The sequence below is a fragment of the uncultured Friedmanniella sp. genome (genome assembly GCF_964244285.1).
Lineage (GTDB): Bacteria > Actinomycetota > Actinomycetes > Propionibacteriales > Propionibacteriaceae > Microlunatus.
This window is the reverse complement of record NZ_CAXTHT010000006.1, coordinates 191,787-205,866: the sequence shown is the minus strand read 5'-3', so window position 1 is coordinate 205,866 and position 14,080 is coordinate 191,787. Positions and strand designations below refer to the sequence as shown.

Below are 14,080 nucleotides of genomic sequence, written 5' to 3'. Positions count from 1 at the left end.
AGCCCGGAAGCCGCTGCCTACTCCGGGTCCCGCGCGGCTCGCCGACCCAACGCGACCGCCCCGACCACCACGAACGACAGCACCGCGAGGGCGATGACCCAGGGCCACACCCTCGACGCCGGCTCCAGACCCGTCGCGGCGCCCGGGCCAGGGGTGGCTGGGGTGGTCGCGGGCTGGCCCTTGCCGGCCGCCCGTGCGGTGAAGGTGAACGTGCCCGAGACGGGGTGACCGTCGGCCGAGGTCACCCGCCACTCCACGGTGTAGGCCCCCGCGGCGGCCCCGCCCTGGAGGGGCTGGGTGACGGTGTTGTCCACGAGCACGGGGTCCCCCTGCTGAACCTCACCCGACGGTCCGGTGACCACGAGCTTGGTGCCCATGGCGATCGCCGGCTGGTCGAAGGTGAGCACGACCGACGCGGGCACCCGGGCCTCGGTGCTGCCGTTGGCCGGGGTCGTGCTCGCGAGCACGTCGTGGGCCGACGCCGGGCCGGCGGCCACCACCAGGGTGATCGCCGCTCCGAGTACCACCAGCAGCAGCCGTCCGAGGGGACGGGCGGCGGGTCTGCTCACGCCGTCCGCCGACGACCCCGCAGCAGGGCGACCGCGAGCCCGGCCACCGCGACCACCAGCGCCGCCACGCCCAGGCCGCGGGCCACGCCGTCAGAGCCGCCGGCCCTGGTGAGGGTGACCGTGCCCGTGCCCGACGGCGCCGGGCTCGCGGGCGCCGGTGCGGTGACCATCAGCTCTGGTGCGGGGTGCTCCGGCTCCTCACCCGAGGCCGGCGTGGGCTCGTCCCACATGACCACCGTGCCGTCGGAGTAGGTCTGGGTGGCGGGCAGCAGCAGGTCCGACCCCGCGGCAGGTAGCGGTCCCACCGAGAGCGAGAACTCCTGGTACTGACCCGGCTCGATGGCGCTGTCCTTGGCCGCCGTCCAGGTCACGGTGCGGGGGGCCTTGGTGATGGTGGTGCCTTCCATCTTCATCGGCTCCGGCAGCTTCTGCTCCGTGGTGGTCACCGTCCAGCCGGGCACGGGTTTGCTGCTGACGTAGAGAAACGGCTTGTCCTGGGGCAGCTGGACCGTCAGCTTGACCGTGCCGGCGGTGTCGGACTCGTTGGGTACCCGGAAGGTGAGGGCGCTGAAGGCGCCCGCGGTGGTGCTGTCGGCCGCCACGCGGACGTGGGCGTCGGCGAGGGCGGGGCCGGTCAGCACGAGCAGACCGGCGGCCGCGGCGGTGGCGGTCAGACGGAGAGGCAGCCGGAAGCGTGAGGCAGTAGGGATGAACATCGTGGTTCCGATCGACGTGAGGGCCGGCCGCGCGGGGGCGTACCGGCAGGGGGCGTACCGGGAGGGGGCGTACCGAGAAGGGCGTACTGAGAATGGGCGTACCGAGAGGGAGCAGCCGCCTGCCCGCGTCGCCGCAGGGGCGCGATCAGGCGGTGGGCGGCAGGTTCAGCAGCAGGCGCGGCCGAGCGGCGGACCGCGCGGGCTGGCCGTCACACCGAGGCGCAGCGTGGGTCGGGTGAAGGGCCGCACCACGGTCGGCCGGGCCGTCCGGACCCGTACCCGCGAGCTCGGCGCGGCGGTGGCCAGCGCGACCACCCGCTCCGCCGCTCGCCAGCACCAGGCTTCGCCCCGGGCGAGCAGGGCCGCGGTCAGGGCTGTCGCCAGCAGGTGAGCGACCCACATGGCCCACCCCGGCACGGCGGGGTGCATGGCGGTGGCCATCGCGCAGGTCGGTAGGGCGGCGTGGGTCGCATGGTCGGCCGTCATCACCAGCGTGCTGCAGCCGGGAACGACCTGGGACGCAGCCTCGAAGAACAGGTGCAGCAGCAGTTGCTCCGCCGTGAGGGCCACCAGCAGCACGGGGAAGCGGCAGCGGCGGGCCGTCAGGGTCACCGCCACCACGCCGAGCAGCAGCCCGGTCACCGCCAGCAGCCAGCCGGCGGGTAGCCGGCCGCCGCCGAGCACGTGGGCCGAGGTGGCCAGCAGCAGCGACCCGCCGCCGAGCGCACCAACGCGGACCAGCCGCGTGGCGCCGCGGACCGGGGCGTTCAGCACAGCCCCCAGCATAGGAACTCCCGGCGCGCTGTCGACGATTCCCGTGGCGACGACGCCACGGAAGGGTCAACGGCTATCCGCCGAGCCCGGCTTCCAGGGCCAGCAGTGTCCGCTTGGCCCCGAGGCCGCCGAGGTAGCCGCCGAGGCCGCCGTCGGAGCGGAGCACCCGGTGGCAGGGGACGAGCACCGGTAGCGGGTTGGTGGCGCAGGCACTGCCGACCGCCCGTACGGCCCGGGGGCTGCCGGCCTGGGCCGCGACGGCCGCGTAGCTGGCCGTCCGGCCGTACCCGATGTCGGTCAGCCCGTGCAGGACGACGCTGCGGAAGCCGGCGGAGAGTCGCCAGTCCAGGGCCACGTCGAAGGTCTGCCGCTGGCCCGTGAAGTACTCGTCCAGCTCGCGGGCCACCCGGTCCAGGCGCGCCGGCGCCGCCAGGACCCGCGGGCTGATCCGGTCCGCCAGCCGTTGCAGCACGGCATCGTGGTCTTCGGCGGCGTACGCCAGCCGGACCACGCCCCGGTCGGTCGCGGCCACCAGTAGCAGCCCCACCGGGCTGTCCACCGTGCGGTAGGCCACGTCCACCAGGCGTTGCTGCTCGGCCTCGCCGGCCAGCCGGACGCGCAGGGCCCGCAGCCGGGCGGGGGACGGGTCCAGCGCGCGGGCCAGATCGGGAACGAGGGAGTCCTCGGTGGTCAGATGGTCTGTCGTCAGATGGTCCGTCATCAGGAGTTCCGTTCGGGAGAGGGGGCGGGGAGGTAGCTGCGGCGCAGGGCGGCGATGCCGTCGGCGGCCGCGCGCCGAGCGGCGTCCGGGCTCACCCCGACGAGGCCGGCGACCTCGACGTAGGGCAGCCCGCCGAGGTGGTGCAGGGCCACCGCCTGCCGTTGCCGCCGCGGCAGCCGGGCGACGTCATCGAGCAGCGTGTCGACCCGCTCCGTGCTCGTCCCGCGGTCGGGCCGGTCGGGGGGTGGTCGATCGGTCGGTGGCGGTCGGCGGGCCGCGGCGCGGGTCACGTCGACCGCCTTGCGGTGGGCGATGGTGACCAGCCAGGCTTCGACGTTCGCGTCCGCCGACAGCTCGGGGTAGGCCCGCAGGGCGGAGAGAAAGGTCTCCGACCAGGCGTCGTCGGCCTCGTCCGGGCCGAGCACCGCCCGGCAGACCCGGAGCACCGTGGGCCCGTGGGTCTCGACGACGGTCTCGAACGGCGGCAGGGTGCTCACGTCAGGTAGACGTCTGGCGCCGGTCGTTCGTGAGGTCGATGGCGTGGCCGGTTCCGTCGAGCGGGCTCAGTTGATCCGGCTCACCGCGAACAGCTCGGCCAGCCGGCCCTCGGGCAGACCGGCCAGGACGGCGTTGTGGGTGTTCCAGCCTCGCAGCATCTGCTCCAGCCCGTCGCCCTGGTGCCCGGTCTGGGAGACGTGCGCCTGCAGCGCCCGTACCTTGCGGTCGAAGGTGTCGGTGATGTCCACGGCGTGCGGGGAGTCCTGGTGGGCGCTCAGCCAGAGCTCGGTCACCTTCCAGGGCTGCAGACCCTCCTCGGTGATCAGCTCGGGCCAGGCGAACCGGTTCTCCGCGGCCGGGTACACCGCCCGTACGGTGGCCTCGCCCGCGGCCAGGTGGTCGGGATGGGAGGCCTGCAGTCGCTGCAGCATCCGCTGCGGGGACTGGCAGGCCACCCGCTGCGGCCGTACCTGCCGGATGACGCGGACGATGGCGCGTTGCAGCTCCCAGCTGGGCTCGAGCCAGCCGTCGCTCCAGCCGTCGAGGAAGCGCACGTCGGTGACGCCGAGCTCGGCCGAGGCGGCCCGCTGCTCCCGTTCGCGGAGGGCCGGCATCTGGTCCCGGGGGGTGTCGTCGAAGCCACCCTGCTCGCCGCGGGTGCAGAGCAGCAGGGTCACCGCGATGCCCGCGTCCGCCCAGCGGGCCAAGGTGCCGGCCGCGCCGAAGTCGGCGTCGTCGGGGTGGGCCGCCACCACCAGGGCCCGCTCCACCTCGCTGTCGGGCATCGGCTCGGCCCAGTCGACGGGCGATCGGGTCGGGCGGGGCTGCTCGGTCACGCGCCGAGCCTAGTGGCGGCGGCCGCTACGCGTCGCGAGCCCCGTTCCCCGTTACGCTGGCCGCTGGAGGTCAAGGTGCCGGTGACGATGCAGGACGTCGCGCGAGCGGCGGGCGTCTCGGCCAAGACCGTGTCGAACGTGCTGGGGGACTATCCCTACGTGCGCGAGGAGACGCGGGCGCGGGTGATGGCCGCCGTCTCCGACCTCGGCTACCAGATGAACTTCGCCGCCCGGAACCTCAAGTCCGGCCGCACCGGGCTGATCATGCTGGCCCTGCCCGAGCTGAGCCTGCCGTACTTCGCCGAGCTGGCCGACGCGGTCATCGACGCCGCTCGCGGTGAGGGCTACACCGTGCTGGTGGAGCGGACCGGCGCCACGCGGGAGGGCGAGCTCGCGGTGCTCGGAGGCGGCCGGCTGCGGATGGTGGACGGGCTCATCTTCTCCCCGCTCGCTCTCGGTCCCGAGGACGCCGGCGTGCTGGCCGTCGACTTCCCGGTGGTGCTGCTGGGCGAGCGGATCTTCGCCGGACCCGTCGACCACGTGACGATGGCCAACGAGTCGGGCGCCGAGCAGGCCACCCGGCACCTGCTCGCCGCCGGCCGGCGGCGGATCGCCGTCATCGGCGTGCACTCGGGCGAGGCGATGGGGTCGGGTCCGTTGCGGCTGCGGGGCTACGCCGCCGCCCTGGGCCGGGCCGGGCTGACGGTGGATCCAGAGCTCCTGGTCGAGGCGGGCGAGTGGCACCGCGAGACGGGCGCGCAGGCGATGCACCGGCTGATCGACTCCGGGGTCGGGTTCGACGCCGTGTTCGCCCTGAACGACGCGCTCGCCCTGGGGGCGATGTACGTGCTGCAGCGCCGGGGTTTCGCCGTCCCCGGCGACGTAGCCGTGATCGGCTTCGACAACGTCGACGACGGTGCCTTCAGCACCCCGTCGCTCTCGACCATCGACCCCGACCGGCGCCACATCGCTCGCACGGCCGTCTCGCTGTTGCTGCGGCGGATCGCCGGGGACGACTCGCTGGCCGAGCCGGTCGAGATCGCACCCCCGGTGACGCTGGTGGTCCGCGAGTCCACCATGGGCCGCTCCTGAGCCGACTTGTCAGACGCCAGTTGCCCTCTGGGATAACTGACGTCTGACAACTCGGTGACACCGGGGGTCTTGACCTCTCGACAGGTGCTGGGGCAAGGTTTCGTTCATCGATGAACGAGTCTCGAGGAGGAGACCTGATGCTCACGATCCGCCGTTCTGCGGCGACGGCAGCCGCGGTGCTGGCCCTGGCGGTCAGCGACGCCACGGGTGGCGTGACCGCCTCCGCCTCACCCGCTCCGGCCCTCGCGCCGGCGAAGGCTCCGACCCCGGCCGCGATCGCCGTCCCCACCGGGGACACCAACCCGATCCACGATCCGGACCTGGTGAAGGACGGCCACACCTGGTACGTCTTCTCGACCGGCCTGATCAACCGGGAGCAGGGTGGCACGATCCGGATCACCGTCTCCCACGACCAGGGCCGGACGTGGCACGCCGCGGGAACGGTGTGGAGCCACATCCCGGCCTGGATCGACCGGCATTACGCCGGCCGCACCCTGCCGGACAACCTGTGGGCGCCGCAGGTGACCCACCACGGCGGCCGCTGGTACCTCTACTACTCCGCCTCGACCTTCGGCAGCAACGACTCGATCACCGCGCTCGCCACCAACACCACGCTGGACCCGAAGGACCCCGACTACCGCTGGGTGGACCGTGGACGGGTGATCACCAGCGCGCCCGCGACCCGGCTCTCGGGGACGACTGACCTCGAGGTCAACGCGATCGACCCGGGTGTGGTCACCGACCGGTCGGGCCGCTCGTGGCTCACCTTCGGTTCGTTCTGGAACGGTGTCTACACCGTCCCGATCTCCTGGCCCAGCGGAAAGCCGGCGAAGAACTGGCAGCGGCACGCGGTCCAGCTGGCCGAGCGGCCGGCCGTCCAGTACGACCCGGTCGAGGGCGCGTACGTGGTCCGTCACGGAGGCTGGTTCTACCTGTTCACCTCGATCGACTTCTGCTGCCAGGGGGCGAACAGCACCTACAAGATCGCGGTCAGCCGGGCCCGGGAGGTGACCGGCCCGTATCGCGACCGGTCGGGCGCGCTGGCGCTGACCGGTGGCGGCGACGTCCTGCTGGCGACCAACGGCAGCCAGGTCGGGGCCGGTGGCCAGTCCGTCGCCGGCAACGTCCTCGCGTACCACTACTACGACGCCGACCACGACTACGCGCCTACGCTGGGTCTGAAGAGGATCCACTGGGTCGGCGGGTGGCCGACGGTCACGACGTAGCCGAGCCGTCGCCGCCAGCCCGCGGAGCTGGGCCGCCCTCCGAAGACGACGGAGGGCGGCCCGCCCGGGTGCTGGGAGGAGCAGCTCGCAGGCCTGGCGCGTGCCGCCGACGATGAGCCGACGTTGAGCGGGCTTTGAGTTCGCTGTGAGCCGGCTCGGGATGATGCAGGAGTGACCGACGTGAGGTCACCGGTCTGGCTGGTCCCGCAGCCGTCCGAGCACCCGAGAGCGAGTCCCATGTCCGCACCCGTCCCCACCTACGTCCACGCCCGCGACCCGATCTCCCAGGCCGGTGTCGTCGCCCAGCTCCGGATGCGTCCGGAGATCCGGGTCGTCGACTCCGTCGACCAGGCCCTTGTCGCGCTGCTCATCGCCGACCACGTCGACGACGCCACCACCCGCGAGCTGCGCGGGCTGCGCAAGGACAACCGTCCGCGGCTAATGCTGGTGGCCACGACGGTCGACGACGCAGCGCTGGTCGCCGCCGCCGAGGCCGGGGTGGCGGGTCTGCTGCGGCGTTGCGACGCCAGCGCCGAGACCTTGGTCCGCACCATCGTCAAGGTCGCCTCAGGGGAGGGCGAAGTGCCCCCGGACCTGCTCGGGCGGCTGCTCGAGCAGGTCGGGCGGCTGCAGCGTCAGGTCCTCGCGCCGCGCGGGCTCACGTTCACCGGTCTCACCCCGCGGGAGACCGAGGTGCTGCGGCTGGTCGCCGACGGTCACGACACCGCCGAGATCGCCCTGGCCATGTGCTACAGCGAGCGCACCGTCAAGAACGTGCTGCACGACCTGACCACTCGGCTCCAGCTGCGCAACCGCACCCATGCGGTCGCCTACGCCGTCCGCGAGGGCCTGATCTGAGGCCGGGGCCCCGGTCCGCGCGACCCCGGGAGTCGCGATGGACGTGATCTGCGACGCCTGCGGCGGGACGAACCGTGCCGGCGCGGAGTTCTGCGTGCACTGCAACGCCTTCCTGGCCTGGGACGGCTCGGGCGGTGCCGCGCCGCCTACCACGGTGCGGCAGGTCCCTCCGGCGACGAGCCCGACCGCCGCGACCGACGCCCCGACGGTCCTGAACCCGACCGTCGTGAACTCCACGGTGGCGACGGGTACCGCCTGGACGCCCGTGACGCCGTCCTCGGTGACGGCCACCATGCCGCAGACCGAGGTCGGGCCCGTCGGTGAGACCTGTCCCAGCTGTGGGCTGGTGAATGCGCCCGGGCTGCGCTTCTGCGCCCACTGCGGCTACGGGTTCGCCTCGAGCGTGCCCGAGCAGCCCGGGGCGCCGGACCCGTACGCCGACCAGAGTGCCGCCGCCGCCGACCGGGCCGCCCGCCGCGCGTACCGCCGGTCCTTGCCGCCGCTCTACCGCTGGCGACGGGTGCTGGTCAGCGTGGTGGTGGCCGTGCTGGTGCTCGGCGGGCTGCTCTGGGTCCGGCACCCGGTGCGGGCGGCCCGCGACACCTGGTACCGGGTCAGCAAGCAGTACACACTGGTCAGCCCGGTGGTGGCCTTCGTCGTGCCCCCGACGTCGACCGTGCCGGGGTCGGACCCGGCCGCTCTGGTCGACCGCACCGTCCGGGAGTGGACCGAGACCTGGCAGCCCACCAGCGCGACCGCCTGCGGAGCGGCTCCCGGCACGGGGGAGATCGTCCTCACCTTCGCCCCGACGCGGATCCGGCGGCTGCAGATCGTCCCCGGCCTGGACAAGAGCAACCCGCGACGCAGCCAGCAGCTGCTGCCCCAGGAGATCGGCATCACCTACCCGGGCGGCCGCTGCCAGCGGGTGCTGCTCGACCGCGGCGACCGGCAGCAGCCGATCCGCCTCGACAGCGGGGTGCGGGTGACCAGCGTCCGGATCGGCATCGGCTCGGTCTACCCCGGCGCTCCCGACACCGCGCAGCTGGTCAGCCTGACCGAGGTCGTGCTGCTCTCCTACCCCCGCTGAGTCACCGGCAGCCCCGTACGGCAGGGGCTCGCGCCGGCAGGGCCGGCGAAGGAACCTCAGCCGGCGCCGACCGGAAGGTCTCGATCGCGGAAGATCGAGCTGACCCGGAGGTCTCGTCGTAGGCGAGCATCGGTCAGGGCATCCACGATGACGGAGACACCGCACCACATCGCCTCGGCTGCCTCGACGATCTGACGAGCTGCGACGGCTTGTCCACCGGTGTCGATCCAGTCGTCCACGAACAGGGCGCGAGATCCGGGTGGTAGGAGGTCTCGTCGCAGTCCGAGCTCGAGGTTGCGGTCTTGGTAGTCAGGCGGCGTCCTCGCGGTGATCCATCGGTCGCTGTCGGTGGAGGGCTCCGGATCCTTGCGGAGCTCGACGAGGCCGACGCCTAGCTCGACGGCGACGAGTGCTCCCAGGAGGCCGCCTCGTGATTCCGGCCCGACCACGTGCGTGGGTCGAGACTCCACCGCCGGCCTGGCCAAGGCCGGGCCGAGCCTGCGGAGAATGCTCCCGTCGGCCCACCAGCCGGTCGGCTCGGCGGCGTATCGCTGGTCGGACCGGTCGGCCAGCCATCGAAACGCTGCGCGGAGATCGACGAGCAGCTGGGCGTCCGGGTCCGGTCGGGGGCGCGGACCTCGGTTCTTCAGTCCCACCTCCCCAGTGTGGCTGACGGTGCGGGGCCGGGCGCGCTCCTGGCTCAACTCCGCGACGCGACGGTCTACCGCGGTCCTGGGCCGTCCGCGGCTGCGGCCCGCTCGAGAACGGCGGTCAGTGAGGGGCGACCGGAACGGACCCTGGCCGCGGCCAACGCGGTGACGTCGACGTCCTCACCGGTGACCAGACGGACCACAGGATGGCCGTTGGGCCAGAGGTGCCACCGTGCGCCGGTGATCTCCCGGGTCATCACGGTGCCGAGGAACAGTCCCACCCTGTTGGTGAGCTGGGGAGACGGTGAGTCCCGCCAGGTGTCGATCAGAGCCTCGACGGTCCGGACGCCGGCGGTCGACACCGGCAGATCAGCACCGGCCGCCTCTGCCCATCGGGTGATTGCCTCGTGGCGGTCCAGAAGGTCGGCGAGGGCTTGTGGGTCGTCGGCGGATCCCGGTCCACCGAAGACTCCGACGCCGTTCGCCGTTCGCCGCCTGTGCCCGCGGCGCCAGCGATGGATCGAACCGCCCGTCAGCATCTGACTCCTCTGGTTCGTCGTCCTGCACCCCGTATTCTCCTCGCCAAGACGAGCAGGTCACGAGGCCGGACAGGACTACTGCGGCGGGTCGGGCTGGGCGGCGATGCAGGTGGTGGTGCCGGTGGCGGTCTGGATCGAGGCGCAGAGCGCGGTCGCCTCCGTCGGGCTGTTGAAGGTCCCGAGGTAGACCAACCAGGAGGGCGCGGGCGTCGCTCCCGGCGTCGGCGCGGGCGAGGTGCTGACCGCCGGGTCGAACAGGAGCCGGGGGTAGACCGAGCGGTCCACCTCCTGGACGTCCGGGACGAAGGGGCGGAACTCGTCACGTCGCTGCTGGGCCATCTCCTCGGTGACGTCGGCGCCCGGCAGCTCGTCCAGCACCAGGATCCAGTGCTGCTTCATGATCGGGTCCGTCGCGGGGTCCCCCGGGGTGATGCTCGGGCTGGGGGACGCGCTGACCGAAGGCGTCGGCGTGGCCGAGGTCGGAGCCGAGGAGGTCGCGGCGGTCGGGGAGGGCGAGGGTGAGGGCGAGGGGGACGGCGGTGCGGCGCCGGTGGTCGCGCAGACCTTGTCCGACGGCGCCCCCGTCAGGCCGCCCCGGACCGCGCTGAGCTGGAAGCAGTAGGGCGTCGCCGGGTTCAGCTTCCCCACGGTGAACGCGTTCTGCGAGCCCGGAACCGCCTGCTGACCGTTGATGTTGCCGGTCGGCGGGTCGACACTGAGCAGGCTGTAGCTCTCGACCAGGTCGATCGGCTTCCAGGTCAAGGCGATGGTGTCGGGCCCGGCCGCGGTGGCCACGAGCACCGGCTTGTCGGGCGAGCCGCGGTCGGCGAGCGCGTCCTCGGGCGTGTGGTGCAGCAGCAGGTAGGCCACCAGCCCCGCCACCCCCAGCACCAGCAGCGTGGCCAGGCTGACGAAGGTCCTGGACAGGATGGGCTTCTGGTTGAGCGCCCCGTCGGCGACCGGCCGGCTGGGGTCGCCGTACGGGGTGGCCGCGGGCGCCGCGTCGGCGGGGGTGTCGACCGGTTCGCCGACCACCTGGAACGGCAGCCGCACCGGCGTCCCACGCAGGAACGGGTGCAGGGTACGGACCGACATCCGCACGCTGGCCCGGCCCCCGGCGGCGAGCTCGACGATCTCGGGCTGCAGGTAGAAGCCGAGCGCGGCGTCGGGGTCGGAAGCCCGGAACCGGAGCGTGGCTGCGGTGTTACCCGAGTTGCTGACCTGCAGCACGTGCCGGCCCCGCCAGCGGCCGGCCGAGGTGACGGGCACCAGCTTGGCGGCCAGGCCGTGCACCTCGCCCACCTCGATCTCACCCTCGGCGACCGCACTCACTCGCGGGTCGAGCGTGGAGCGGGCGAGCACCCCGAACGCGATGGTGCCGCCCGGAGCCCCGGCCCCGCCCGGTGGGGAGAAGACGACGGTCGCCGTCGCCTCCTGCTGCGGGTAGACCGAGAGCTCGCCCGGCACGACCCGGGCCCAGGGCGCAGCCGCGCCCAGAGCCAGCACCTGGTAGCCCTCGACCACCGTGCCCAGGTTGGTGACGGTGACCACGACCTGGGTCTGGCCGCCCGGCTGCACGGACGCGCGCTGGGTGTCCAGCCTGACCAGGGGGTCCGCCATGGCAGCCAGCCAACCAGGAACGACGGCTCCCCCGGACCCGGCGCGGGCGGCTCGTCCCCGCCGCCGGACAGGAGTGCCCGGAAGGGCAGGTCCGGGTGCCCGATCGACGGCTCCCCGGCCGCTGCCGCCGGGCGGGGCGGCGACCCAGACTGGTCGGGTGATCCACGAGGTCGACTTCGCGCTGCGCGCGCTGATCGAACGGGAGGTCGGCACCCGCGATGTCGAGGTCGTCTTCGACGCGCCCACCCGCGACTGGGCCGGCCGTCGCAATTCCCCGACCATCGACGTCTACCTCTACGACATCCGCGAGGACCTGCGCCGGCGCGAACGGGGCGTGCACAACTCCTACGACTCCGAGGGCGCCAGGGTTACCGGCCGGCACCTGCCGCCGCGGCACTTCAAGCTCTCCTACCTGATCACGGCCTGGACGTCGCGGCCCGAGGACGAGCACCGGCTGCTCTCGGCCCTGCTGCTCTGCTTCCTCCGCTTCGACGCCCTGCCTCCGGAGCTGCTCGGCGGACCGCTGGCCGAGCTCGCCCTGCCCGTCCCGGTCACCGTCGCCCTGCCCCCGCCGGAGGACCGGGCATTCGCCGACGTCTGGTCCGCACTCGGCGGGGAGCTCAAGCCCTCGATCGACGTGGTGGTCAGCGCGCCCGTCGACACCGGCCAGCAGTTCGAGGTCGGACCGCCGGTGACCGTGCCGCCGCTGCTCACCGTCGGCGGGATCGACGGCTCACCCCCGGCCGAGCAGGTCGGGCAGGTCTGGGACGAGGACGAGGCAGGCCGCCGCGTGTCGATGCGGCGACGCGCTGGTCTGACGCTCGGTCCCCGTCCGTGACGGCGGTGGACTCGGCCTCGTTGGAGCAGCTGCTGGGCTGGGCGGCCCTGGTCGAGGCCCGCGTCCGGTCCCTGGTGGCCGCGGCGCGGACCGGTGACCCCAACCCCGACGATCCCTTCCGCGGGCTGTACCTCAGCGAGGAGGCGGTCGACCGGCTGCTCCGGGACGACGCGGCACCCGACCTCGCCGACGACGGTCGGCTTCGGGCCGAGCTCACCGACCGCGGCGGCCGGGCCGACGCGGACGGGCAGGCTCTCCGGCTGGGCCGGCTGGCCCGGGACGCCGCGCTCATCCCCCTGGACGTCGAGCTGCTGGTGACCGCGCTGCTGCCTGACCTCGACGCCCGCTTCGAACGGCTCTACGGCTACCTGAACGACGACGTGACCCGGCGGCGCGCCTCGGTCGGTCTGGCGCTGCGGCTGGCCGGTGCCTCGGCCCTGGATGCGGCCGCACGGGCCCGGTTCGAGCCCAGCCGTCCCCTCGTGCGGCACGGGCTGGTCGTGCTCGACGACACGGACCGGCCGTTGCTCAGCCGGGCGATCCGGGTCCCGGACCGGGTGACCGCGCACCTGCTCGGCGACGACGCTCCGGACGCGGCGCTCTCCGGGGTGCTGGGCGAGGTGTCCCCGTACGCGTCGCCCCGGTCGGCGGAGATCGCCTCCGCCCTGGCCGCAGGCGTCGGGCTCGTGCACCTGCGGGAGCGTACGGCCGGCAGCGGGGCCGCGACGGCGGTGGCTGCGCTCGCGGCGTCTGGCCGGCCGGCGGTGGTGCTGGACCTGGTCCGGCTGGTGGGGGCCGGTGACGTGGCCGCCGCGGCCCGGCTCGCGGTCCGTGAGGCCCTGCTGGCCGGCGCCGGCCTCGTGGCGGAGCCGGTCGAAGCGCTGGCCGAGGGGCACCTGGAGGTGGTTCGCCGGCTGGCCGCGGCCGACGTGCCGGTGCTGCTGGTGGGCACGGCCACCTGGGACCCCCGCTGGTCCAGCCGCAGCCCACTGGCCGTCGAGGCGCCGGTGCTGAGCGTGGCTGACCGGGTCAGCCTCTGGTCTCGCGAGCTGGCGCAGGACGACCCGACCTCGGTGGACGCCGCGGAGCTCGCCGGGCACCTGGCGCTCGGTCCGGAGCAGGTCCGACGCGCCGTTGCCGCCGGTCGGCTGTCGGCCCGGCTACGCGGCGGCGTGCTGGTCGCCGACGACCTGCGCCGAGGCGTCCGGGCGCAGAACGCGGCAGGTCTGGAACGGCTGGCGAGGCGGATCGAGCCCGAGGTCGGCTGGGACGACCTGGTGCTGGCCCCCCCGGTGCGCCGGGGCCTGGAGGATCTGACGGCCCGCGCCCGGCACCGCGACACCGTGCTGAGCGGCTGGCGGATGCGCCGCGGCGGCGGCCGCGGGCGGGGGGTCACCGCGCTGTTCGCGGGGGACTCCGGGACGGGTAAGACCATGTCGGCGGAGGTGATCGCCGCCGACCTGCAGCTCGACCTCTACACGGTCAACCTCGCCACGGTCGTCGACAAGTACATCGGGGAGACCGAGAAGAACCTGGAGCGGATCTTCGTCGAGGCCGGCGGGGTGAACGCGGTCCTCTTCTTCGACGAGGCGGACGCGATCTTCGGCAAGCGCAGCGACGTCAAGGACGCGCACGACCGCTACGCCAACATCGAGAGCGCCTACCTGCTGCAACGGCTGGAGACCTTCGACGGCCTGGCCGTCCTCGCCACCAACCTGCGCGCCAACATCGACGACGCGTTCACCCGCCGGTTGGACGCGATCATCGACTTCCCCGCGCCGACCCCGGAGCTCCGCCGCTCGCTGTGGCAGCGGTGCCTGGCCCCGCCGCTGCCGGTGGCCGACGACCTCGACCTGGACTTCCTCAGCGGCGCTTTCGAGCTGGCCGGCGGCAACATCCGGTCGGCGTCGACGACCGCCGCCTACCTGGCCGCCGCCGCCGGCACGGCGGTGACGATGGCTCAGGTGATCGCCGCCGTCGAGCAGGAGTACCGCAAGCTCGGACGGCTGGTGCTCGAGCGCGAGTTCGGGCGCTACTTCCCGCTCTCCCGCTGAGG

General features: G+C 73.6%; 14 protein-coding genes. 6 read left to right on the top strand and 8 right to left on the bottom strand.

Going from position 1 to position 14,080, the window contains the following annotated elements; translation table 11 throughout:
• Nucleotides 1–17: 17 nt before the first annotated feature.
• The 6 genes from ACFE7W_RS15650 to ACFE7W_RS15625 all read right to left on the bottom strand — a co-directional run bounded on the left by ACFE7W_RS15650 (nucleotide 18) and on the right by ACFE7W_RS15625 (nucleotide 4,114).
• Nucleotides 18–569, bottom strand: coding sequence for a copper resistance protein CopC (locus ACFE7W_RS15650; RefSeq protein ID WP_375425742.1), 552 nt, complete (start codon nucleotides 567–569; stop codon nucleotides 18–20).
• A complete protein-coding gene (locus ACFE7W_RS15645; protein ID WP_375425741.1) occupies nucleotides 566–1,285 on the bottom strand; it encodes a YcnI family protein in 720 nt (239 codons plus the stop codon). Before ACFE7W_RS15645 ends, ACFE7W_RS15650 begins: the two co-directional genes overlap by 4 nt.
• 165 nt (nucleotides 1,286–1,450) lie before the next feature.
• Nucleotides 1,451–2,059, bottom strand: coding sequence for a hypothetical protein (locus ACFE7W_RS15640; RefSeq protein ID WP_375425740.1), 609 nt, complete (start codon nucleotides 2,057–2,059; stop codon nucleotides 1,451–1,453).
• Nucleotides 2,060–2,132: 73 nt separating this feature from the next.
• Nucleotides 2,133–2,780: a methylated-DNA--[protein]-cysteine S-methyltransferase gene (locus tag ACFE7W_RS15635; RefSeq protein WP_375425739.1), complete on the bottom strand. Its 648-nt coding sequence runs from the start codon at nucleotides 2,778–2,780 to the stop codon at nucleotides 2,133–2,135.
• Nucleotides 2,780–3,277: an RNA polymerase sigma factor gene (locus ACFE7W_RS15630; RefSeq protein WP_375425738.1), complete on the bottom strand. Its 498-nt coding sequence runs from the start codon at nucleotides 3,275–3,277 to the stop codon at nucleotides 2,780–2,782. The genes ACFE7W_RS15635 and ACFE7W_RS15630 overlap by 1 nt, the downstream gene beginning before the upstream one ends.
• Nucleotides 3,278–3,343: 66 nt before the next feature.
• Nucleotides 3,344–4,114 (bottom strand): PIG-L deacetylase family protein, encoded by a 771-nt coding sequence (locus tag ACFE7W_RS15625; RefSeq protein WP_375425737.1) that lies wholly within the window; start codon nucleotides 4,112–4,114, stop codon nucleotides 3,344–3,346.
• A gap of 87 nt (nucleotides 4,115–4,201) precedes the next feature.
• Between ACFE7W_RS15625 and ACFE7W_RS15620 the strand changes: the two genes are divergently transcribed.
• The 4 genes from ACFE7W_RS15620 (at nucleotide 4,202) to ACFE7W_RS15605 (ending at nucleotide 8,377) form a co-directional block, all read left to right on the top strand.
• Nucleotides 4,202–5,206 (top strand): LacI family DNA-binding transcriptional regulator, encoded by a 1,005-nt coding sequence (locus ACFE7W_RS15620; RefSeq protein ID WP_375425787.1) that lies wholly within the window; start codon nucleotides 4,202–4,204, stop codon nucleotides 5,204–5,206.
• 137 nt (nucleotides 5,207–5,343) lie between these two features.
• A complete protein-coding gene (locus ACFE7W_RS15615) occupies nucleotides 5,344–6,432 on the top strand; it encodes an arabinan endo-1,5-alpha-L-arabinosidase (protein WP_375425736.1) in 1,089 nt (362 codons plus the stop codon).
• A 237-nt stretch (nucleotides 6,433–6,669) separates the two neighbouring features.
• Entirely contained in the window at nucleotides 6,670–7,290 is a 621-nt protein-coding gene (locus tag ACFE7W_RS15610; RefSeq protein ID WP_375425735.1) for a LuxR C-terminal-related transcriptional regulator, read from the top strand.
• Nucleotides 7,291–7,327: 37 nt separating this feature from the next.
• Nucleotides 7,328–8,377 carry a zinc ribbon domain-containing protein gene (locus ACFE7W_RS15605; protein ID WP_375425734.1) on the top strand — a complete coding sequence of 350 codons (1,050 nt, stop codon included), beginning with the start codon at nucleotides 7,328–7,330 and terminating at the stop codon, nucleotides 8,375–8,377.
• Between the two features lie 721 nt (nucleotides 8,378–9,098).
• Here the strand turns inward: ACFE7W_RS15605 and ACFE7W_RS15600 are convergent.
• On the bottom strand, nucleotides 9,099–9,566 hold the full coding sequence (locus tag ACFE7W_RS15600) for a DUF6278 family protein (RefSeq protein WP_375425733.1): 468 nt from the start codon (nucleotides 9,564–9,566) through the stop codon (nucleotides 9,099–9,101).
• A gap of 75 nt (nucleotides 9,567–9,641) precedes the next feature.
• On the bottom strand, nucleotides 9,642–11,186 hold the full coding sequence (locus ACFE7W_RS15595) for a fibronectin type III domain-containing protein (RefSeq protein ID WP_375425732.1): 1,545 nt from the start codon (nucleotides 11,184–11,186) through the stop codon (nucleotides 9,642–9,644).
• A gap of 157 nt (nucleotides 11,187–11,343) precedes the next feature.
• Here ACFE7W_RS15595 and ACFE7W_RS15590 point away from each other — a divergent pair, with 157 nt between their 5' ends.
• Together ACFE7W_RS15590 and ACFE7W_RS15585 are read left to right on the top strand one after the other, a co-directional pair.
• A complete protein-coding gene (locus ACFE7W_RS15590; protein WP_375425731.1) occupies nucleotides 11,344–12,024 on the top strand; it encodes a DUF4255 domain-containing protein in 681 nt (226 codons plus the stop codon).
• Nucleotides 12,021–14,078, top strand: a complete 2,058-nt coding sequence (locus ACFE7W_RS15585; protein WP_375425730.1) for an ATP-binding protein — start codon at nucleotides 12,021–12,023, stop codon at nucleotides 14,076–14,078. Before ACFE7W_RS15590 ends, ACFE7W_RS15585 begins: the two co-directional genes overlap by 4 nt.
• Nucleotides 14,079–14,080: the final 2 nt, after the last annotated feature.